The 20,636-nt window shown below is 67.6% G+C and carries 16 protein-coding genes; 10 read left to right on the forward strand and 6 right to left on the reverse strand.

Going from position 1 to position 20,636, the window contains the following annotated elements:
• Positions 1–206: 206 nt before the first annotated feature.
• The 5 genes from OKW45_RS38805 to OKW45_RS38825 form a co-directional block, all read right to left on the reverse strand.
• A complete protein-coding gene (locus OKW45_RS38805; protein WP_429473924.1) occupies positions 207–1,310 on the reverse strand; it encodes a porin in 1,104 nt (367 codons plus the stop codon).
• 266 nt (positions 1,311–1,576) lie between these two features.
• Positions 1,577–2,509 (reverse strand): LysR family transcriptional regulator, encoded by a 933-nt coding sequence (locus OKW45_RS38810; protein WP_018422104.1) that lies wholly within the window; start codon positions 2,507–2,509, stop codon positions 1,577–1,579.
• A gap of 86 nt (positions 2,510–2,595) precedes the next feature.
• Entirely contained in the window at positions 2,596–3,549 is a 954-nt protein-coding gene (locus OKW45_RS38815) for a DUF979 domain-containing protein (RefSeq protein WP_429473925.1), read from the reverse strand.
• The gene (locus tag OKW45_RS38820; protein WP_018422102.1) at positions 3,546–4,313 is read right to left on the reverse strand and encodes a DUF969 domain-containing protein; all 768 of its coding nucleotides are present in this window, start codon (positions 4,311–4,313) and stop codon (positions 3,546–3,548) included. Before OKW45_RS38820 ends, OKW45_RS38815 begins: the two co-directional genes overlap by 4 nt.
• Positions 4,314–4,437: 124 nt before the next feature.
• Positions 4,438–8,103: a hydantoinase B/oxoprolinase family protein gene (locus OKW45_RS38825; RefSeq protein WP_429473926.1), complete on the reverse strand. Its 3,666-nt coding sequence runs from the start codon at positions 8,101–8,103 to the stop codon at positions 4,438–4,440.
• Between the two features lie 15 nt (positions 8,104–8,118).
• Between OKW45_RS38825 and OKW45_RS38830 the strand changes: the two genes are divergently transcribed.
• The 10 genes from OKW45_RS38830 to pilV all read left to right on the forward strand — a co-directional run bounded on the left by OKW45_RS38830 (position 8,119) and on the right by pilV (position 19,327).
• A complete protein-coding gene (locus tag OKW45_RS38830; RefSeq protein WP_162634016.1) occupies positions 8,119–8,280 on the forward strand; it encodes a hypothetical protein in 162 nt (53 codons plus the stop codon).
• 557 nt (positions 8,281–8,837) lie between these two features.
• Positions 8,838–9,839, forward strand: a complete 1,002-nt coding sequence (locus OKW45_RS38835) for a toxin co-regulated pilus biosynthesis Q family protein (RefSeq protein ID WP_429473927.1) — start codon at positions 8,838–8,840, stop codon at positions 9,837–9,839.
• On the forward strand, positions 9,839–11,602 hold the full coding sequence (gene pilN / locus OKW45_RS38840; protein ID WP_429473928.1) for a PilN family type IVB pilus formation outer membrane protein: 1,764 nt from the start codon (positions 9,839–9,841) through the stop codon (positions 11,600–11,602). The genes OKW45_RS38835 and pilN overlap by 1 nt, the downstream gene beginning before the upstream one ends.
• A gap of 23 nt (positions 11,603–11,625) precedes the next feature.
• Entirely contained in the window at positions 11,626–12,939 is a 1,314-nt protein-coding gene (pilO2, locus tag OKW45_RS38845; protein WP_018422098.1) for a type 4b pilus protein PilO2, read from the forward strand.
• Positions 12,929–13,552, forward strand: coding sequence for a type IV pilus biogenesis protein PilP (locus tag OKW45_RS38850; protein ID WP_429473929.1), 624 nt, complete (start codon positions 12,929–12,931; stop codon positions 13,550–13,552). The genes pilO2 and OKW45_RS38850 overlap by 11 nt, the downstream gene beginning before the upstream one ends.
• Positions 13,553–13,689: 137 nt before the next feature.
• Positions 13,690–15,405, forward strand: a complete 1,716-nt coding sequence (locus tag OKW45_RS38855; RefSeq protein WP_429474051.1) for a GspE/PulE family protein — start codon at positions 13,690–13,692, stop codon at positions 15,403–15,405.
• The gene (locus OKW45_RS38860; protein ID WP_429473930.1) at positions 15,395–16,471 is read left to right on the forward strand and encodes a type II secretion system F family protein; all 1,077 of its coding nucleotides are present in this window, start codon (positions 15,395–15,397) and stop codon (positions 16,469–16,471) included. The genes OKW45_RS38855 and OKW45_RS38860 overlap by 11 nt, the downstream gene beginning before the upstream one ends.
• 93 nt (positions 16,472–16,564) lie before the next feature.
• Positions 16,565–17,128: a type 4 pilus major pilin gene (locus OKW45_RS38865; protein WP_429473931.1), complete on the forward strand. Its 564-nt coding sequence runs from the start codon at positions 16,565–16,567 to the stop codon at positions 17,126–17,128.
• A 34-nt stretch (positions 17,129–17,162) separates the two neighbouring features.
• Positions 17,163–17,642 carry a type IV pilus biogenesis protein PilM gene (pilM, locus tag OKW45_RS38870; RefSeq protein WP_429473932.1) on the forward strand — a complete coding sequence of 160 codons (480 nt, stop codon included), beginning with the start codon at positions 17,163–17,165 and terminating at the stop codon, positions 17,640–17,642.
• Positions 17,642–19,327, forward strand: coding sequence for a shufflon system plasmid conjugative transfer pilus tip adhesin PilV (gene pilV, locus OKW45_RS38875; protein WP_429473933.1), 1,686 nt, complete (start codon positions 17,642–17,644; stop codon positions 19,325–19,327). Before pilM ends, pilV begins: the two co-directional genes overlap by 1 nt.
• Before the next feature lie 92 nt (positions 19,328–19,419).
• Here the strand turns inward: pilV and OKW45_RS38880 are convergent, their stop codons facing one another.
• Positions 19,420–20,520 (reverse strand): type IV pilus twitching motility protein PilT, encoded by a 1,101-nt coding sequence (locus tag OKW45_RS38880; protein WP_018422091.1) that lies wholly within the window; start codon positions 20,518–20,520, stop codon positions 19,420–19,422.
• Positions 20,521–20,636 lie beyond the last annotated feature (116 nt).

The raw sequence follows: 20,636 nt of genomic DNA on the forward strand, positions 1-20,636 counted from the left end.
GTGCGGCGGCGCTACGCGAGAGGCGAGAGGCGCGCTCGCGAGCGGACGGCGGAATGTGCGAGAGGAAAGCCGCAACGGCAGATGCGAAAAAAAACGAGGCGCCGGCCCGGCATGCCGGGCGGCGCCCTTGAAACGGAGGATTGCCGCGAGAGAAAGCGATGCGATGCGGCGCGCGCCGCCCGACGGAACGGCGCGCGCCGCGCGCATCAGAACAGCGTGCGCAGGCTCAGGCTGGCGCCGAACTGGTTCGACTCGCCGCCGAGCGCGAGCGGCCCGTTCGGATCGTTGACCGACGCGCCAGAAAGGTGGCTGCGGTCGACTTCCAGATACACGTCGGTGCGCTTCGTGAGGATGTAGTCGGCAATGCCGTACACGGTCTGGATCGAGCCGGTCTTGCCGGGCGACACGTTGTTCGCATGGTCGTACGCATACGACGCAATGAAGCGCCATTGCGCGGTCGGCTGCCAGCTCGTGCCGACGCGCACGAACAGGTCGTTGCGCGCCGACGTCTGCGGGCCCACGGCGGTCGTCACGTTGCTGATGATGTTGGTGTTCGCGAGCGGGCCGGTGGTGCCCGATGCGGCGACCGAGAAGCCGGCGTCGCGACGCGCGTCGATCGTGTACAGGTAGAGGCCGACCGGACCCCACGCGTAGGTGGCGCCCGCCGAGCCGACCAGCAGCTTGTGTCCAGCGCCGTCCTTCGACTGCGCGCCGGCAATGCCCGCCTTGCCGCCCGTGAAGTTGTAGATCAGCGACGCGCTGGTCGTGCTGCCCGCCGAGTTGCTGCCGGGCTGTCCGCCGAACGAGCGTTGCGCCTGCAACGACACAGGCCCGAAGCGGTTTTCGTATTGGGCCGTGTTGTCGAAGCGGATGCCGGTCAGGAACAGCGACCAGTCGGTCGCGTTGATGTTGCCGCCGCCGAGCGGGTCGAAGTTGAACGCGTAGAAGCTGTAGATGCCGCCGTATTGACGGCCGAGCTTCAGTGCGCCCCACGTGTCGCTCTGCAGCCCCACCCACGCGAAGCGGCCGAACAACTGGCCTTGCTGATCGGACTTGCCGGTGCCGACATTGAAGCCCGATTCGAGCTGAAAGATTGCTTTCAGTCCGCCACCCATATCTTCGGAGCCTTTCAGGCCCCAGCGGGTGCCGTTGATCGCGCCTTCGTTCAGACCGAGACTGTTGCCGCCCGGGTTGCTCTGAAAGCGGATCGACTCGTCGATGAGTCCGTACAGCGTGACGCTCGACTGCGCCCACGCACCACCGCAGGTCAGCGCGAGCGCCGCCCCACATGCAAAGCTTTTGATGTTCATGATCATCCTTATCCTTGTTCTTCCCGACGCCGCCGAAGTACCCCGCCGTCCGGCGCCACCGTTTTCCGGCAACCGGAATCGTCGGTTCAGCCGCGCGCGAGGTCGAGCAAGAAAATTAAATCGTCCGGATAAGGAATTCGCATGAGACATCGCGGTGCGAATAGGACATCGCTGCGCATGCAACGGTGCCGCAAAATGCACTGCAAACCGCCACAAAGCGCACAGTAAAGCGCCGCCGCGATGCGCTCGCGGCGACGCTGTGCGCATTACACGATCACGCGTGCCGCGTGTTCGCCAAGACGCTCCGCATAGCGGCGCACAGTGCGGATCGCGACTTCGACGAGGCGGTCGGTCCAGTCGGTGCCGTCGCGCCACGCAACGACGAACGGCATCGGCGGCGGCACTTCGATGCCTTTCAATTCGCACAGCACGCCTTGTTTCAGCAACTCGGGCACCATCGCCGGCGGCATCGCGGCCACGCCGAAGCCCGCCTGGATCAGCTTGGCCATCGCGGCCACCGAATTCACGCAGCTCACGCGCGGCTCGCCGATCCCGTACGACTGCATCAGCCGCATCAAGTCCTGGTGCGGGCGCGAATGGCGCGAGTAGGTGATGAGACGCTCCTCGACGAGCCGGCGCAGCGCGGCCGTGGGCGAGGCGGCAGGGGGCTCGGTTGCGAGCGGCGAGTCGGCCGCCGCGATCCAGCCGAACGGCAACTCGAGCAGTTCGAGGCTGCGGATCGTCTCGTCGCGCAGCATGTCGGTCTGGATGATGATGTCGAGCATCCCGCGGCGCAACTGCTCGTTGAGCGTGAGCGCGGTCTCGGTGACAACCTCGATGTCGAGGTTCGGGTACTGCTCCATCACGTCGGCGACGAAGTCGACGAACCACGAGTGGATCGCGCTATCCATCGCGCCGATGCGGATCGTGCCGAACGCGAGCTTTGCGTCGTGCACCGACGCGCGCAGCCGCGTCATCGATTCGCTGACCTGCTCCGCGTACATCAGCACGCGTTCGCCGGCGCGCGTGAGCCGCGTGCCCTTCGGGCCGCGTGCGAACAGCTTGACGCCGAGTTGCTGCTCGAGCGCGAGAATACGGCTCGAAATCGCAGCCTGAGTCGAATGGAGCTTGTCGGCCGCGAGGCTGAAGCTGTGCAGCTTCGCCACCCAGATAAATGTTTCCAGAAACTTCAGGTTCACGTCGTCTGTTTCTCCTGAGGCAAGCAGGGGCCGCCGGCGCCCCTGCCGCATGTCGGCCCGCGCGCGCCGACCCGTCCGGCGAGCGCTCAGGCGAACATCAGTGTGTTGAGCAGCACGACGTTGACGGCCAGCAGGATGAGCGCGGTAGGCACCTGCGCGCGAATCACGCCGTATTTGTCGGGCAGCTCGAGCAGGGCGGCCGGTACGATGTTGTAGTTGGCCGCCATCGGCGTGAGCAGGGTACCGCAATAACCGGAGAACATGCCGATTGCCGCCATGGTGGCAGGGTTGCCATGGAACACGCCGACCAGCACCGGTACGCCGATTCCGCCCGTCATCACCGGGAACGCGGCGAAGCCGTTGCCCATGATAACGGTGAAGAGCGCCATCCCGATGCAGTACACCGCGACCGCTACGAAGCGGTGGTCCAGATCGATGTAGGTGGTGCTCAGGTGCGCGACCGCCTTGCCGACGCCCGCGTCGGCGAACACGAGCCCCAGCATGCCCAGCAGTTGCGGCAGCACGACCGCCCACGACAGCGCGTCGATGAGGCGCCGCGTTTCGCGGATCGACTGGCCGACGGTATCGCGCGTGAGCCGGCACGCGAGCGCCAGCGCGACGATGCAGCCGATCCCGAACGACACGAGCGTGACGTTCTTCGGATCGAGGAGCGCGTGGCTGCCGAATACCAGATGCGCGGACAGCAGCGTGCCGACGACGGTGACCGCCGGAATCGTCAGCGCGGGCACGAAGAGCCGGTTGCCGAGCTGCTTTGCCCGTTCGCGCAACTCGGCCTCGCCGCGCACGCGCGGCTTCGCGCCGGTCACGCCGCCGAAGCCCGCGACGAGCGCCATTACGATGACGATCACGCCCGTCACCGCAGTCGGGAGCACGTCGCCCGCGAGGAACACAACGCCGTACAGCATCCAGAAGCCGCCAGCGAGCCAGCGCTTCGGGTGGTCGCGGTCGCTGACGATGACGCCGCCGATCACGAACAGCAGCACGCCGAGCAGCCAGAAAAACCAGGTGAGCGAAATCATGCGTGATCTCCTTGAGTCGGCGCGGCGGCGAGCTCGGCGCTCGCCTGGTCGTTTTGCTCATGTTGAACGGCGTTGCCGCCGCAGCGGCGCGCGAGCCAGCCGTCGAGGCGATGAAGGCGCACGCTTTGCACGATGAACGCGGCGAGTGCGGTCGGCATGCCCCATACCGCGACGTGCATCGGTTCGACCGCGATGCCCGCTTCCTTCAGGAACGTCACCATCAGCACGATCGCGCCGAACGCGACGAAGATGTCCTCGCCGAAGAACAGGCCCACGTTGTCGGTCGCGGCGGAGAACGCGCGGATGCGGTAGCGCTCGGTGTCGCCGAGCTTGCCGAAGCGCGTTCGCGCGGCGCCCTCGGCCATCGGCGCGATCAGCGGACGCACCATCTGCGGATGGCCGCCGAGGCCCGTTAGCCCGAGCCCGGCCGTGGTCTCGCGCACGAACAGATACGCGATCAACAGACGTCCCGGCGTCGCCGCGCGGATGCCGCCGATCCAGATCTGCGCGCGCTCGCGCAGGCCGTGCCGCTCAAGCAGCCCGATCACCGCGAGCGGCAGCAGGATGATGAGCGGAATCACGCGGGTCTTCACGAAACCGCTGCCGATCGCTTCGAGAATCCGCTCGAGCGGAAAGTGCGCGGCGAAGCCCGTGACGATCGCCGCCGCGGTGACGATCAGCATCGGATTGAAGCGCAGCAAGAACCCCGCGATGATCACGAGGACGCCGAGCAGAGGATAAAGATTGACTGCTGCCGGGTGCATGGCCAGGTCTCCTGTTGGTCTGGGTTGGTCAGGCTGGTGGTTGGAATCGCCGCGCCGCCTGCGGCGGCACGGCATGCAAGGGCGGCGCGCTCCCCGATACGCTCTCGCGCCGCCGCCCGTTCAGTCAGGCTGCGTGCCCATAGCCGCCGCCGCCCGGCGTTTCGATCACGAACACGTCGCCCGGATTGACCTGCGCGGTGTGGGTGGCGCCGAAGCGGTCCACCGCGCCGTTCGCGCGCTCGATCCAGTTGCGTCCCGGACGGCCGTCCTCGCCGCCCGCGAGTCCGAACGGCGCGACGCGGCGACGGTTCGCGAGAATGTTCGCGGTCATCGCGCGGGTGAAGCGGATGCGTCGCACCGCGCCGTCGCCGCCTGCCTGCAGCCCAGCGCCGCCGCTGCCGGTACGGATCGCGTGCTGCTCGACGATCACCGGGAAGCGCCACTCGATCACTTCCGGATCGGTCATGCGCGAGTTGGTCATGTGCGTTTGCACTGCCGACGTGCCCGGATGACTGCGTCCCGCGCCGGAGCCGCCCGCGATCGTTTCGTAATACTGCTGGGTCTCGTCGCCGAACGTGAAGTTGTTCATCGTTCCCTGCGAGCCGGCCATCACGCCGAGCGCGCCATACAGCGCGTCGGTGATCGACTGCGAAACCTCGACGTTGCCGGCCACCACGGCGGCCGGATACGCGGGGTTCAGCATCGAGCCGTGCGGAATCACGATGTCGATCGGGCGCAGCACGCCTTCGTTCATCGGAATGCTGCCGGCGAGCAGCGTGCGGAACACGTACAGCACGGCGGCCTTGCACACCGAGCGCGGCGCGTTGAAGTTGCTGTTGCGCTGCTCGCTCGTGCCGGCGAAATCGACGCGCGCGCTGCGCTTGTCGTGATCGATCGACACCTTCACGCGGATCACGGCGCCGTCGTCCATCGCGTACGCGAACTCGCCGTCGGCGAGCGCGTCGATCGCGTCGCGCACGGCTTCCTCGGCGTTGTCCTGCACGTGGTTCATGTACGCGAGCACCACGTCGGCGCCGTAACGGTCCACCGCGCGCAGCAGTTCGTTCGCGCCGCACTCGCAGGCGGCGATCTGCGCGGTCAGGTCGGCGATGTTCTGGTCGACGTTGCGGCTCGGCCACGGGCCGGTGCCGAACAGCTTGCGCACCTCGTCCTCGAGGAAGCGCCCCTCTGCGACGATGCGCACGTTGTCGAGCAGCACGCCTTCTTCTTCGATGGTCGTGCTGTTCGGCGGCATCGAACCCGGCGTGATGCCGCCGACGTCGCCGTGATGGCCGCGCGCGGCAACGTAGAACAGCAGCGCGCCGTCGTCGCCGTACACCGGCATCACCACGGTGATGTCGGGCAGGTGGGTGCCGCCGTTGTACGGCACGTTCAGCATGAACACGTCGCCGCGGCGCATGCTCGCGCCGTGCTCGCGGATCACGCTCTGCACGCTGTCACTCATCGACCCCAGATGCACGGGGATGTGCGGTGCGTTCGCGATCAGCCCGCCCGCGCGGTCGAAGATCGCGCACGAGAAGTCAAGGCGCTCTTTCATGTTGACCGAGTAGGACGTCTTTTCGAGCGTCACGCCCATCTGCTGCGCGATCGACATGAAGATGTTGTTGAACACCTCCAGATGCACCGGATGGCGAGCGGTGGTGATCGTCCGCGCCGCAGCTCCGCGCTCCGCTTCCTGCCGCTCGAGCAGCAGCGTGCCGTCGTCGAGCACGCGCGCGCTCCAGCCCGGCTGCAGCACGATGGTGGAGATGTCCTCGGCAATCAGGGCCGGGCCTTCGATGCGCGTGCCCGCGGCGAGCGTCTTGCGCACCCGCAGCGGCACCGCGCGCAACGCGCCGTCGACGAACATCGGCACGTCGCTCGACGCCGTCTCGCCGCGCAGCGCCAACGGCGCGCCGATGCGCGGCTGCGTGCCGGTCTGGCCGACCGCCTCGACGACGATCGATTCGATCACGAGCGGCTTGCCGCCCATCACGAAGCCGTAGCGCTTGCGATGCAGCGCTTCGAACGCGCGGGTCATCGCGGCGGCGTCGCCGAACGGCACTTCTAGCGTCGAGTCGGTGTTCTGATACTTGAGCCGCACCGCGCGCATCGCGTCGACCTGCGCGCGCGGCACGCGCTGCGCGGTGACCTGCGCGATCGCGTCGGTTTCGAGCGCTTCGTACGCGGGTTCGAGCGACGAAGCGGCGGCTGCGTCCAGCGTCGCTTCGACGGCTTTTTCGCGCAGTACGCGCAGATCGGCGAGGCCCATGCCGAATGCGGACAGCACGCCGGCGAACGGATGCAGCACGATGCGGCGCATGCCGAGCGCGTCGGCGACCGCGCACGCGTGCTGGCCGCCAGCGCCGCCGAACGCGCACAGCGCGTAGTCGGACACGTCGTGACCGCGCTCGACCGAAATCGTCTTGATCGCCTGCGCCATGCTGTCGACGGCGACCGTCAGAAAGCCTTCGGCCACCGCTTCGGGGCTCATCCGCTGGCCGGTTTCGCGCTCGACCTGCGCGGCCACTTCGGTGAAGCGGCGCCGCACCGTTTCGGTGTCGAGCGGCAGATTGCCTTGCGGTCCGAACACATGCGGGAAGTGTTCGGCCTGCACGCGGCCGAGCATCACGTTGCAGTCGGTCACCGTGAGCGGGCCGCCGTTGCGATAGCTCGTCGGCCCCGGATACGCGCCGGCCGATTCCGGGCCGACCTTGAAGCGGCCGTTCTCGAAGCTGCAGATCGAGCCGCCGCCCGCGGCCACCGTGTGAATGTCCATCATCGGCGCGCGCACGCGCACGCCCGCGACCTGGGTCTCGAATACGCGCTCGTACGCGCCGTCGTAATGGGCGACGTCGGTCGACGTGCCGCCCATGTCGAAGCCGATTACCTTGTGTTCGCCGACCGCCTCGCAGGTCTTCACCGCGCCGACGATGCCGCCGGCCGGTCCCGACAGGATCGCGTCCTTGCCATGGAAGTGACCGGCTTCCGCGAGACCGCCGCTCGACTGCATGAACATCAGGCGCACGGAGCCCGTCTGACCCGACACGCGCTCGACGTAGTCCTGCAGCACCGGCGACAGATAGGCGTCCACCACGGTGGTGTCGCCGCGGCCGACGAGCTTCATCAGCGGACTCACGCGGTGGCTCACCGAGATCTGCGTGAAGCCGCATTCGTGCGCGAGCGCCGCGACGCGCAATTCGTGCTCGGGGAAGCGATAGCCGTGCATCAGCACGATCGCGACCGACGTGATGCCGGCCGCGCGTGCGGCCTGCAGGCCGGCGCGCGCGGCAACCTCGTCCAGCGGCCGGAGCAGTTCGCCGCGCGCGCCGACGCGCTCGTCGATCTCCAGCACGCGCTCGTACATTTGCGCGGGCAACTGGATGTGGCGCGCGAAGATATCCGGACGCTCCTGATAGCCGATGCGCAGCTGATCGGCGAAGCCGCGCGTGATCGCGAGCAGCGTGCGCGCGCCCTTGCGTTCGAGCAGCGCGTTCGTGGCGACCGTGGTGCCCATCTTCACGACTTCGATGCGCTCCTGCGGCAGCGGGTCGGCGGCGGCGAGGCCGAGCAGGTCGCGCATGCCCTGCACGACGGCGTCCTGATAGCGGTCCGGGTTCTCGGACAGCAGCTTGTGCGTGACGAGCGCTCCGTCGGGCCGGCGCGCGACGATGTCGGTGAAAGTGCCGCCGCGGTCGACCCAGAACTGCCAGCGGCCATCGTCGGCGCGCTCGTTGCCCGGTGTCTTCCCCACGTTTCGGTCTTGATCGGTGTGCTGCGTGTTGTTCATCTGTTTCGAGCTCCGTTGAATCAGGCCGCACTGGCGGACGCGTCTTTACGGCGGCCGGTCGATATGCAGCATGGCGCGATTGTCGAAGCGTCGGGCCGCGCGAGTCCAGGCAGAAAAATAAATCCGGGGTATAAAAAAATCGTATATCGCCGGCAGGTCATTGTTTCTGCGCTGTGAATCCGAATTCGTAATGTCCATTCAGGGGGTTATCGATCGGGAGGTGCCCCTTATTCATCGTCTCGGATAGTGGGTTTTTCGATAAAAGTCGAAAGAAAATTTTGTGGGCTTTCAAATAAGAAACGCTAGCGGTTGCTTAATCATTGTGTTCGAATACGCCGGGCCGGCTTTCGTCGGATCATTGGCGCGAGCGGTGCGTGTCCGTCGAAACCCGCATGGAGCAAGGCTTTCCGTCCATGCATCCCAGTCGCGTTGCGCGCGAAACGGAAAGCAGCGGGAAAGAAGAGAGAAAGAAGCGGGAAAGAACCCGGAATGAACCCGGAATGAACATGGAAATAGGCGGGAGAGAAGGCGGATAGAAGAAAGGGCAGGATCGTAAATGAAATCGGGAGAAAAACAGCCTAAAGATATGCGCGCTGAATGCCGTCAACCAGCTTGCGCCATGAGCACGCAGTCCGGTCATTCCGGGCTCGCGAGCCTGAATGTCGCGACGTGCCGGACGGACGCTGCGCGGTAGTGGCGGTGGCGGCCGCAACAATCAACGAATTGAACAGAGCATGCGAAAGCTGGCAGTCGGTATCGGAATGACGATGTGGCTGGGTTGCATGGCAGTGACCTGTGCGGTGGCTATGGCGTCGGAGCAGCAGGTGATCGTCGAGGGCGCGCAGCGTGCGGGCGAAACCGTGCGCGTGAGCGGCCAGCGCGTGCCGTTGCTGCACGCGCTCGAACAGATCGTGCCGGCGAGCTACAGCGTCAACGTGCCGAACGCCGGCGCGTGGGCCGATACGCCGGTCAGCTGGCATGCGGGCGGCTCGTTCGTGCGCGTGCTCGGCGAAATGCTGTCGGCCAATCCGCAGTTGCAGGCGCGCGTGAATACCGATCTGCGCATCGTCACGGTCAGTGCGGTGCCGCAGCGAGCGATGACAACCGATGCGCCGCAGCGAGCCGATGCGAGCGCCAATGCGCGCGAGCCTGCGACGGGTGGTGCGCCGATCGATACTGCCGCGCAGCGTGCCAGCGGACCTGCGGTGACGGCGGCTGCGCCGCCTGCATCGCTCGCGCCGGACGAGTCGGCGGTGTCTGCGCCGCTGTCCGCCGTTAGTACGCAGTCCTCGTCGGCAGCCACGTCGAAGCCGCCGACCACGCCGGCCTCCGCGCACGGCATGCCGCCACTGCTCGCGCCGGCCGCCGCTTTGCCGGCGACGCCGGCTGCATCGATCGCCGTGGCCGGGCCGCCGGGGCAACCGTTGACGCAGGGCATGCCGCCAACTGGTGCCGACACCGCTTCGGCGCCGCAAGCGCAGCAAGTCTGGGAACTCCGCGAGTCCGACGGCTCGGTGCGCAACGCGCTGCAGCGCTGGGCTCGCGAAGCGGGCTGGCAATTCGTGTGGGACGTACCGACCGATTTCACCGTCGATGCGAATGCAACGATTCACGGCTCGCTCGACGAGGCGCTGCGCGAAGTAGTCGATGCGTTGAGCAATGCGCAGGTGCCGATCCAGATCGTCATGTACAAGGGCAATCGCGTGCTGCGCGTTATTCCGAAGGGGGCCGGCTGATGTCTGCATTTCGCATTCTCGTGGCGGCCGCGTGTGTCGCCGTCGCGCTGGGCGGTTGCACCGGTCTCACCGGCAGGCTCGAACGTGCCGCGCACAGCGACGCGGCGCACGCGGGCAGCCTGCTCGCGAAGACCCAGAACGGCAATGCCGTCGATCGCGACAACGACGGCGTGATCGTCAAGAACTCGCTGTGGCTGTCGGGCAATACGGTGAAGCTGCCGGTCGTGCAGACGCTGCCGCCGCTGTTCGGCGAGCCCGCGAGCTTCGACGGCACTGTCGATTCGCTGCAGGCTTTTGCCGAGCGCGTGACGCGGCTCACGCGCATTCCCGCGCGGGTGGCGCCGGGCGCGCAGGACGCCGCCGCGCGCGCGACCGCGGCGCCGAACATGAGTGCCGCCGCGGGCGGTGGCACGGGCACCCCGGGCCTGCCGCCGCTGCCGACCGGCCTGTTGCAGGGCACCGCGCCGTTCGCCGGCACGCTGCGCGCCGCGGCCGGCGGGTCGCCCGTCGACGTGGGCGTCAGTGCGCCGGTGCATCTCGTCTATCCGCGCGGCACGCTGCGCGGCCTGCTCGACATGGGCGCCGCGCGCTTCGGCGTCTACTGGAAGTACGACGCCGGCACGATCGTGTTCTTCTATACCGACACGCGCGTGTTCCAGGTGACGTCGATCCCCGGCGACTCGCGTCTCGATACGTACGTGATGAGCGGCGCAAGCAGCAACGGCAACGGCAGCGGCTCGAGCGGCGGCGCAACGAACGGCGGCGCGGGAGGTGGTGGGGGCTCGATCGGCAGCGGTGGCAGCGGCAATGGCGGCAGCACGCCTTCGGTGTCTTCGGACAACAGCACCAACATCGGCATGACCGCGCAGCTGTCGGTCTACAACGGGTTGCAGGCGGCCATCAAGGCGATGCTGTCGCCGTCGGGCTCGGTGCTGGCGTCGCCCGCGACCGGCTCGATCACGGTCACCGACACGCCGGACGTGCTGGAGCGCGTCGGCGAATTCATGGCGCAGCAAAACCGCGTGCTATCGCGCCAGGTGCTGGTCAACATTACGGTGCTGTCGGTCACGCTGTCCGCCGACGATACCTACGGCATCAACTGGAATGCCGTCTATCAGGCGCTCGGCACGCGCTTCGGGATCACGAACACGTTCTCGAGCCTCGTGTCGACCGCGACTCCGAACGAGTTCTCGGCGACGGTGATCACGCCGTCGAGCCGCGCGTCGGGCACCACCGCGATGATCGCCGCGCTGTCGCAGCAGGGCACCGTGCATCGCAAGACGTCCGCGTCGGTGACCACGCTCAACGACCAGCCGGTGCCGGTGCAGGTGGCCGAGCAGCAGGGCTATCTCGCGCAGATCTCGACCACGTCGACGCTCAACGTCGGCACGCAGACTTCGCTCATGCCGGGCACCGTCACGACCGGCTTCAACATGACGCTGCTGCCGCACATCCTCGACGACGGCACGGTGATGCTGCAGTTCTATACGAACCTGTCGTCGCTCGCGAAGCTGGAGAACTTCAACGCGAACGGGCAAACGATCCAGCTGCCGACCGTCGACACGCGCAACTTCCTGCAGCGCGTCGCGATCAAGTCGGGGCAGACGCTCGTGATCAGCGGCTACGAAGGCACGTCGGACCAGACCAACCGGCAGGGCGTGGGCACGCCGGACAACTACGCGTTCGGCGGCGGCCAGAGCGCCACGCATTCGCGCGAAATCATCGTGATCCTGCTGACGCCGGTCGCGATGAACGGTGCCTGAGCGAGCGCGCGCGGACCACGATCATGGCTACGCAGACCATCCAGATCGATCGTCAGCGCTTCGTCTGCGGGTTGTTCTGGCAGTCGCTGTCGCGCCGGCACGAGCTGCGCGCCGAGGCGGTCGAACTCGCCGCGCGGCTGAACTTCGACGCGATGGTGCTGCGCATCGATCGCAGCTTCGCCGGCGCCGGATTCGCGAGCACGCGCGAAGGCGCGCAGCTCGGCCTGCCGTCGCTCGGCGCGCTGGTGTCGAAGACGATCGCGACCGACGGCGCGTTCTACGACGGCCGGCAGCAGCCGGCGCCGAACTGGCTCGGCGCATTCAGTCTGCCGGACGGCCGCTGGGCGTATTTCGCGGTGCGCGACGGCGCGTTCTTGCCGAACGGCGACTGGATCGGCAGCAGCGACGAAGTGTTCGAGCGTCTGCACAGCGACTACAGCCTCGGTGGCTGGAACGTGGTGATCGGCGATCCGCAGATCGAGGTGCAGGGGTTTCACAATTTCTACGCGCGCAGCATCCGGGACATGATCCCGAGGCGCGCGGGCAAACCGCGGCTGCAGCGCTGGCTGAACCTCGTGCCGGTGTCGCGGCGCTTTCGCTGGCGCCGCGTGGCGCTCGCCGCGGCGCTGCTGATCGCGGTTGCCGGCGGCGCGCTCGCGGCGCTGCGCTATCGGCAGCATCAGCTCGATGTCGCGCGCGAGCGCGCGTTCGAAGCGGAGCGCGCGCGTCTGATGGAGCAATCGCGCAAGGAGGCCGCGGCGGCCGCGCCCGATCATCCGTGGGCGCACGCGCCGCTGCCCGCGGCGTTCGTGGACAACTGTCTCGATCATCTGGACGCGCTCGCGCCGGGCGGCTGGCAACTCGACAGCTATGTGTGTCGCCCCGCCAACGTCAGCTACGACTGGTCGCGCAACGATTCGAACGTCGCGATGCTGATGGCGACGGAGCCGCTCGCGAGCGTCGATCCGGGTGGCGATCGCGCGTCGCTCGTGCTCCCGGTGTCGCTGCCCGCCGGCGGCGACGAAGCGATCGACGGCATTCGCGGCGTGCGGCTGCGGCTGTTGTCGGCGTTCCAGCTGCTCGGCGTGAAGCTGAATTTCCGTTTGCAGCCGCCGCCCGCGCCGCCGCGCGGCGTGGCCGCGGCCGCGCTCGATACGCTGCCCGGCCGCAGCCCGCCCGCGCCGCCGCCGTGGCAGACCTGGCGCATCAGCGCGGAGCTTGGCGCGCTGTCGCCGCTCGCCGTGGTCCGCTATCTGGACGAGCCGGGCGTACGCATCGACAAGCTTTCTTATGGGTCAGGGCAATGGACCCTCGAAGGAGTGGTGTATGAGCAATGAACGTGCAGCAACGCGGCGGTTCAGCGACGCCGGAGCAATCACCACGGTACGCGGTGCCGCGCGGGCGGCGGCGTGCTGGCTCGTCGCGCTGGCCGCCTGCGGCAGCGCGTGCGCGGCGGCAGCTGGGCCGGATACGGCGGCGTCGGTGCGCGCCGCGCCGCCCGCCGCGGTGGTGCCGACATCGGCCGCGATGGCCGCGGCCACTCAGTTGATGCGGCTGCAGGAAGACACCGTGGTGCTCAACGCACAGCTAAAGAAGCTTGATGCGCAGGCGCAGGTGGCCGCACGCGAGGCCGCGCTCGACCAGGTGAGCCGCACGGTCGCGAATACGGAAGTCAGCGTGGTCGCGACGCAGAGCCTCGGCGGCGAGACGAGCGCCACCGTGCGCACCGTCGACGGCGGCGAGCTCGACGTGCACGCGGGCGACACCTTGCCCAACGGGATGCGCGTGGTGTCGATCCGGCCGGGCGCGATGGTCGTGCAGGGCATCGGCGGCCAGCGCAGCACGTTGATCGTTTCGAGCGTTCGCGACGCGTCGCGCTTGGCGGCGACCACCGACGCGCTGCACGGCGGCACGCCGCCTATTCCGACTTTGCCGATGCCGACGAGGTAACTGCGATGAAGCCTCATGCACTGACTAACAGTTCGGGTTTGCGGGGTTCCACTGGCTCCGCGAAAACCATCGTGCCGCTCGGCGGTACGCTGCCGGCTGCGCGCGCGGCGGCGTCCGGTGTGGCATCGCCGGTCGTCATGCCTGGCTCCGGCAGTTCGGCGGTGGCGCTTGCGCCGGGCGCGGAGCTGTCCGCGAATTCGACCGCAAGCGCAAACGCAAGCGCGCCCGCGGGAATCGCGCACGGTCATGCGCGGCCGCTGTCGGACAGCGGCGAGTACGCGGCGAGCGCCGAGGAGCGTAAGTTCCTGTGCCTGCTCGACGACGGCCATCTGCTCGTCGCCGAAGGGCACGACATGAATCCGTTCGTGCTGTCGTACTGCGCGCGCCTCGAACGCCTGAGCTATCGCTACACCACGCGCGTCGTGAGCCTCGATGCAGTCCGCCGCGCGTATCAGGGTCAGCGGCGCGACGGCACCGGCGAGCGCGTCGACCACACGCAGATGCAGGTGGTCGCGAAGAACCTGATCGCGCGCGCATGCAACGAGCGCGCGTCCGACATCCACATCCGCGTGAACCGTTTCAGCACCGAGATCCTGTTCCGGATTCACAACGAACTGACGCGCGTGAGCGAGCAGACGCGCGAATACGGAGAGCGTCTGCTCGCCACGCTCTACGCGGCAATGGCGAGCGTGTCGGACAACACATACAAGCCGACCGAGCGCCAGGACGCGAGCATCGGCGATCGCGACAAGCTGCCGGAGCAACTGTTCGGCGTGCGTATCGCGACGGCGCCGACCAGCGTCGGGACCGTGATGGTACTGCGGCTCTTGTACAACGACGCGGGCGAATCGGCCGATCTGACCCAGCTCGGCTTCACGCCGACGCAGACCGCCACGCTCGATCTGCTGGCCCAGCAGCCGCACGGGATGAACATCATCAGCGGGCCGACCGGCTCGGGCAAATCGACGACGTTGCAGCGCGTGCTGTCGAGTCAGATTCGCGAGATGGCCGGCTCGATTCACGTGATCACGGTCGAGGATCCGGTCGAGTACCCGATCGCCGGCGCGGTGCAGACGCCGGTCGTCAACGCCGCGACCGAGGAAGCGCGTTCGCTCGCGTTCGCCGCGGCGATCGCGAACGCGATGCGTCTCGACCCGGACACGATCATGATCGGCGAGGTGCGCGACCGCGCTTCCGCGCAAAGCGCTCTGCGCGCGTCGATGACGGGCCACCAGGTGTGGACCACCGTGCATGCGAACGGCGCGCTCGCGATCGTCGATCGTCTGACCGACCTCGGCCTGCCGCTCGCGATGGTGACCGACGAATCGCTCGTCACGGGGCTCATCAGCCAGCGCCTCGTGAAGCTGCTGTGTCCGCATTGCGCGCGGCCGTTCGCGCAGGCGATGGCGACGCTCGACGCGGCGCTCGTCGCGCGCGTCAAGCGTGCGGTCGGCGCGCGCTTCGAACAGGTGCGGGTGGCCGGTCCCGGCTGCGAGCACTGCAGCGGCGGCACCGTGGGCCGCACCGTGGTGGCCGAGATGATCCGTACCGACGCCGGGTTGTGCGAACTGCTGCGCGCGGGCCGCAAGGCCGCCGCGCACGAATACTGGCTGCGCGAGCTGGGCGGCCAGACCACCGCGCAGCACGCCGTCGAGAAAGTCGCCGCCGGTCTCGTCGATCCGCGCATGGCCGAGCGGGTGGTCGGCCATCTGCCGCCCGCCGCCGACGGCGAGCGCCTGGCGATCGGCGCGGTGGGTGTTGTGGGCGCCGCCGATCCGCTCGCGGCACCGTCTGCCGTCGACGTGCCCGGCGCGCCGGCCGACGATGCGCGCGGAGGCAGCTATGGCACTTGACCTGAACCGCCGCTGGGCGCGCCTGCAGTTGAACACCCACGTGCGCCTGCGCCTCTACCGCAAGATCGCGAAGATGCTCGCGAACGGCCTGCCGCTGCTGAAGGTGCTGGAGGAACTGGAGCTGCGCGCGTCGCGCGAAGGGCGCAAGCCCAACGAACCGGAGGCGATCGTGCTGTCGGACTGGCGCCGCGTAGTGCAGAACGGCGGGATGCTGTCCGAGGCGATGCAGTGGTGGGTGCCGCATACCGAGCAAATGATCGTGATGGCCGGCGAGCAGTCGGGGCGGCTCGAAATCGCGCTCAACACGGTGTGCGGCGTCGTCAGTTCGGCGCGGCGCATCCGCACTGCGGTCATCGGCGGGCTCGCGTATCCGGTCGTGATCCTCGTGATGACGATCGGCTACGTGTTCCTGTTCGGCAAGGTCGTGATTCCGCGCTTCACCGCGATCATCAGCCCCGAGCACTGGCATGGCGTCGCGCGTTCGCTCTATACGCTGTCGCGCTTCGTGCAGAGCGGGCTGATCTGGTGCGTGCTGCTGTTCGTCGCGCTGCTCGTGCTGCTCGCCTGGTCGATGCCGCGCTGGGCCGGCACGGTGCGCGTGCGGCTCGACCGCTATCCGCCTTACTCGGTGTACCGGATGATCGTCGGCTGCGGTTTTCTGGTCGCGTTTTCGTCGCTGCAGACGGCGGGCTTCACCGTCGAGAAGTCGCTCGGGCGCCTCGCCGAACACGCGCAGCCGTGGCTGCGCCAGCGCATCGACGACGTGCTGTTCGGCGTGAAGTCCGGGCTGAACGTCGGCGAGGCGATGAAGAACACGGGCTACCAGTTCCCGTCGCGCGAGATCGTCGACGACCTGTGCGTGTACGCCGAATACAAGGGCTTCGCCGAGGCGCTGCAGGCGCTGGCCGACGAGTGGATGCAAGACGGCGTCGCGGCGGTCGAGGCGCAGATGCGTTTCATCAACGGTGCGGCGATCGTCATGCTGGCGCTCGTGCTGTGCTGGCTCATCACCGGTTTCTTCGGAATTCAGCAGGAAATTGCCGCTTTGTCCCGCAGCCTTCATTGAGGTTGTTCTGTAATCGACGGGTGTCGACGTCACTCCGCCTGCTCCCGGCCATGCGCCGATGGCGGCGGCCATTCGAGTTGAAGGAGATCAGCCATGCAGCATCAGACCACAGTTGTCGTTTCGCGGGCCGCCAGGCGCGGCCGCGCATCGCGTAGCGCCCAACGCGGCGCATCGCTGCTCGAAGCGATTGCCTATTTGGGCATCGCGGCCATCGTCGTGATCGGCGCGGTCGCGCTGCTGAACGGCGCATTCACCAGCGCGGGCACCAACGAACTGGCCGAGCAGGTCAATGCGATTCAGGCGGGGGTGAAGAAGTTGTATATGGGGCAGGCCAACGGTTATACGAGCATCAGCAATTCGGTGCTGTCGAGCGCCGGCGTGTTTCCGAGCACGATACCGGTGTCGGGCGCGAATGCCAACGCGACGAATACGTGGGGTGGCTCCGTCGCCGTCACTTCCCCCAGTACCGGCACGTTCCAGATCGAGTATCAGCAGGTGCCTCAAGCGGTCTGCATCAATACGGTTACGGCGGGAGGTAGCTGGATTTCTGTGCAGGTCAACGGCGTAAGCGCTACGCCGCCGCCGATGACGCCTGCCGCCGCTCAAGGGGCATGCACCAGTGCGACGGCCAACACGATCGACTGGATCTCCTCCTGATCCTCGCCCCAGCCGCGCGTCGCACGCTCGCACCATGTACCTGATCTGGACCGTCGTCGCGTTCTCGACGTTGATCGGCGCTTACGCGTTGTTCGACGGCGAGAGCGTGTGCGCTACCGCGGCGCCGTCGGACATGGCGCTCGCGCTGAACCTGAGCGACTACCGCCAGGCGGTGATGGCCTACGTGCAGGCGCACCCGGGCGTTGCCGGCAGCGTACCCGGCAACGTGCTGCAACTGTCGTCCGGCGAGGTGCCCAACAATGCGTGGCACAACTACGTGGCGACCAATCCGGGCCAGGGCGCCGGCAGCGAAGTGATCGTCTACGCGGCATCGACGAGCATGGCGGCCGTCGTCCCCGGCATCGAGCAACTCGCGCAAGGCTCGATGCTGGCCGGCGCCGCCGACAACGGCTACGTCGTTTCGAGCGGCAACCCGGCAGTGGCGCTGCCCGCCTCGGTGACGGCCGGCGTGCCGAACGGCGCGCCGGTCTGGATCGGCCAGGTCTATCCGTGATGAAAAGACCCGCAACCCGTTTGTCGAGCGGCCCGCGCATGCCCGCGCGTCGGCGCGCGCGCGGCTTCACGCTGATCGAGATGCTGGCCGCGCTCGCGATCGCCGCGGTGATGATCGCCGGCATGACGGCGATGGTCGGCACGTCGCTCGAGGACACGCGCGGGCAACAGAGCGCGCTCTATCAGGCGCGCATTGCGGCGGCCGCGCGGCAACTGGTCGAAGCGAACTACGCGCAACTCGCGCAGACGGCCGCGGGCGGCTCGTTCGCAATCGGGCTCAATACGGCCGGCAGTTACCAGCTCGCGTCGTATCTGTCGGGCACCACCGGCACGACGAATCCATATGGGCAGACGCCGTGTCTGCTGATCAACGGCGTTGCCGGTCAGCCCGGTTCAATCCAGGCGTTGCTCGTGACCGAAGGCGGCCGCACGATTCCCGACGGCGAACTCGGCTATATCGCCGCGAACGCCGGGCAGGGCGGCGGCGCAATCCAGGCGATGACGAGTCCTGCTGGGGCCGCGAAAGGCGCGTACGGCGGCTGGACAGTCACCGCGCCGAATCCCGGCAACGTGTCGTGCTCGGGCAAGCGTACCGGCGTGGGCCACCTCGCGAGCCTCGTCACGACGACTTCGACGCAGGCACAGAACACCGACTACCTGTACCGCGTCGCGGTGCCGGGCAACACCGATGTGAACACGATGCACGTGCCGCTCGTGCTCGCGACGACGCAAACCGCTTTTGCACAGTGCAGCGAACCGGGCGCGGTCGCAGCCGATTCGAGCGGCAATGTGCTGAGTTGCGAGAATGGGCCGAACGCATCGTTTGCGTACCAGTGGCTGCCGCAGGCGTCGTATCAATGGAGGCAGCCGGTGGCAACCTACAACGCTCTGACGAGCTTGACGAGTCCGCACGACGGCGACGTCTCGATGTCGCGGGACACACATCGCGCGTTCACGTACAACGCCGCGGCCGGCAGCTGGCAGGCGCTGGCGGTCGACCAGAACGGCCAGCTGACGCTCGGCAACAGCGCGACGCTCGGCGCCACCTGCGGCCCCAATCCGGCGAGCGGCACGCTGCTGACGACGGACGCGGCCGGCGACGTGCTGTCCTGCCAGTCGGTCACGGACAGCAACGGCAACACGGCGCTGCGCTGGGAGATCAGCACCGCGATCACGGCGGGGCCGACCACGACGGGCTGTACGCTCGTGATGACTACGCCGGGCGCGACCGACTACACGGGATGCGGAGGCCCGGCCGGCGGCTCCATCACCGGGCCCAAGAACGGGACGTACTCGTACACGATGAGGATACCGGTCACGCTGACGAGACCCGGCGTGATCACCGCGTCGAGCTGGGGGCACATGAACGACGGCGTCTGCGTAACCACCACGCAACCGACGCAGAGCGCGCAGCTATCGCAGGACCTCGACATTCTCGACGGCTCGCAGAATTCGATCTCGCACACGGAAAGTCAGACGCCGACGCTCACGAACGACTCGGGCGGGATCAACAACACGCTGGCGCAGTCGGTGCAGCCGGGCACGTATCAGGTGCAGGTGACGACCAACTGGGCCACGTACTACGGCATCACGACACCGTGGACCAGCAGCTACTGCTATCCGGCGGGCAACCCCATCCCGAACACGCCGGTGGCGGCGGGCTGGACCATCAACCTCTACTACTGAGCGAGCAAGCGAGCGTGCGAGCCGTCGTGCAACCCTTCGTCCCGATTTCCCGCCCGCACGCCGGAGCGCGCGCGGCCCGGCGTGCATGCCGCTCAGCGCGGCGCCTGCGACTGCAACAGCTCGTGCAGCTCCAGCCGGTTGTAGGTCATGCGCAGCGCGTCACGCGGCAGACACGCGCCCTTCGCGACCAGCGACGCGAGGTGCTCGTTCAGCAGCCGGGACATGTTGTCTTCCTTGCGCCGCATGAACTCGGCGATGAACGGCAGCTTCGCCGCGTCCGTCAACAGCGGGCTGATCTGCTGGTTATTGTTGAACAGCAATTCGCTCGCGAGCACGAAGTTCTCGCCGTCGGCGCTCGGCACGAGGCACTGGCAGACGATGCCGATCAGCGAGTTCGCGAGCGTGGCCGCGTAGCGCTCGCGATGTTCGAGCGGGAAGAACGACAACAGGCGCGTCAGCGTGCCGAGCGCGCTGCCCGTGTGCATCGTCGCGAGCACGAGGTGGCCCGACTCGCCGGCCTGCAGCGCGGTTTCGGCGGTCTCCGTGTCGCGCACTTCGCCGACCATGATCACGTCGGGCTTCTGGCGCAGCGCCTCGCGCAGGCCGGCCGGAAACGACGGCGTGTCGGTCGGCACTTCGCGCTGCGAAACGATCGAACTGCGGCTTTCCAGTTCGTATTCGATCGGCTGCTCGATGGTGATGATGTGGCTGTTGCGGCTGCGGTTGATGTAGTCGAGCATCGACGCGATCGTCGTGGTCTTGCCCGAGCCGGTCGGGCCGGTCACGAGCACGAGGCCCTTCGCGGTGTCGAGCATCGAGCGCACGTACGCGGGCAGGCCGAGCCTGTCGATCGGCATCGGCTGCAGCGGCAGGCGGCGAATCGAGATCACGAGCTTGCGCCCGCCGTACGTGCGATAGATGTTGCAGCGCAGACGGCAATGCGTGAGCACGAACGGCCGGTCGATCGCGCCGTGCTGCAGCAGCGTTTCCCATTCCGGCTCGATCGACGTGAGCGTCGGCAGCATCTCGTCGAGCAGCACCGGCTCCTCGCCGGCCGCCACCCAGCCGCGCGGCGCTTTCAGCATGATCGGGCGATCCTGCTCGATGTGAATGTCCGTGAAGGTCTGCTTGAGATCGATCAGGTCGAGAATCTCACGAGTCAAATCGCGGCGTTGCAGAGGCGAGGAATCCATCTTCGATATCCGGCAAACGGTTGGGAGCGGCAAATTCTCACACGAAATCGCTGTCGCTGCGCAACGTCGCGTCGCGCAATTTCAGCCTTTTTTCAGGCACGGCCGTGCGCGCCGTC

The sequence above is a fragment of the Paraburkholderia lebeckiae genome (genome assembly GCF_050436225.1).
Lineage (GTDB): Bacteria > Pseudomonadota > Gammaproteobacteria > Burkholderiales > Burkholderiaceae > Paraburkholderia > Paraburkholderia tuberum.

Bases quoted from the DNA above. Each gene is read 5' to 3' on its own strand.
- OKW45_RS38805 (WP_429473924.1), bottom strand. From the start codon at position 1,310: ATGAACATCAAAAGCTTTGCATGTGGGGCGGCGCTCGCGCTGACCTGC.
- OKW45_RS38815 (WP_429473925.1), bottom strand. From the start codon at position 3,549: ATGATTTCGCTCACCTGGTTTTTCTGGCTGCTCGGCGTGCTGCTGTTC.
- OKW45_RS38820 (WP_018422102.1), bottom strand. From the start codon at position 4,313: ATGCACCCGGCAGCAGTCAATCTTTATCCTCTGCTCGGCGTCCTCGTG.
- OKW45_RS38825 (WP_429473926.1), bottom strand. From the start codon at position 8,103: ATGAACAACACGCAGCACACCGATCAAGACCGAAACGTGGGGAAGACA.
- OKW45_RS38835 (WP_429473927.1), top strand. From the start codon at position 8,838: ATGCGAAAGCTGGCAGTCGGTATCGGAATGACGATGTGGCTGGGTTGC.
- pilN (WP_429473928.1), top strand. From the start codon at position 9,839: ATGTCTGCATTTCGCATTCTCGTGGCGGCCGCGTGTGTCGCCGTCGCG.
- pilO2 (WP_018422098.1), top strand. From the start codon at position 11,626: ATGGCTACGCAGACCATCCAGATCGATCGTCAGCGCTTCGTCTGCGGG.
- OKW45_RS38850 (WP_429473929.1), top strand. From the start codon at position 12,929: ATGAGCAATGAACGTGCAGCAACGCGGCGGTTCAGCGACGCCGGAGCA.
- OKW45_RS38855 (WP_429474051.1), top strand. From the start codon at position 13,690: ATGCCTGGCTCCGGCAGTTCGGCGGTGGCGCTTGCGCCGGGCGCGGAG.
- OKW45_RS38860 (WP_429473930.1), top strand. From the start codon at position 15,395: ATGGCACTTGACCTGAACCGCCGCTGGGCGCGCCTGCAGTTGAACACC.
- OKW45_RS38865 (WP_429473931.1), top strand. From the start codon at position 16,565: ATGCAGCATCAGACCACAGTTGTCGTTTCGCGGGCCGCCAGGCGCGGC.
- pilM (WP_429473932.1), top strand. From the start codon at position 17,163: ATGTACCTGATCTGGACCGTCGTCGCGTTCTCGACGTTGATCGGCGCT.
- pilV (WP_429473933.1), top strand. From the start codon at position 17,642: ATGAAAAGACCCGCAACCCGTTTGTCGAGCGGCCCGCGCATGCCCGCG.
- OKW45_RS38880 (WP_018422091.1), bottom strand. From the start codon at position 20,520: ATGGATTCCTCGCCTCTGCAACGCCGCGATTTGACTCGTGAGATTCTC.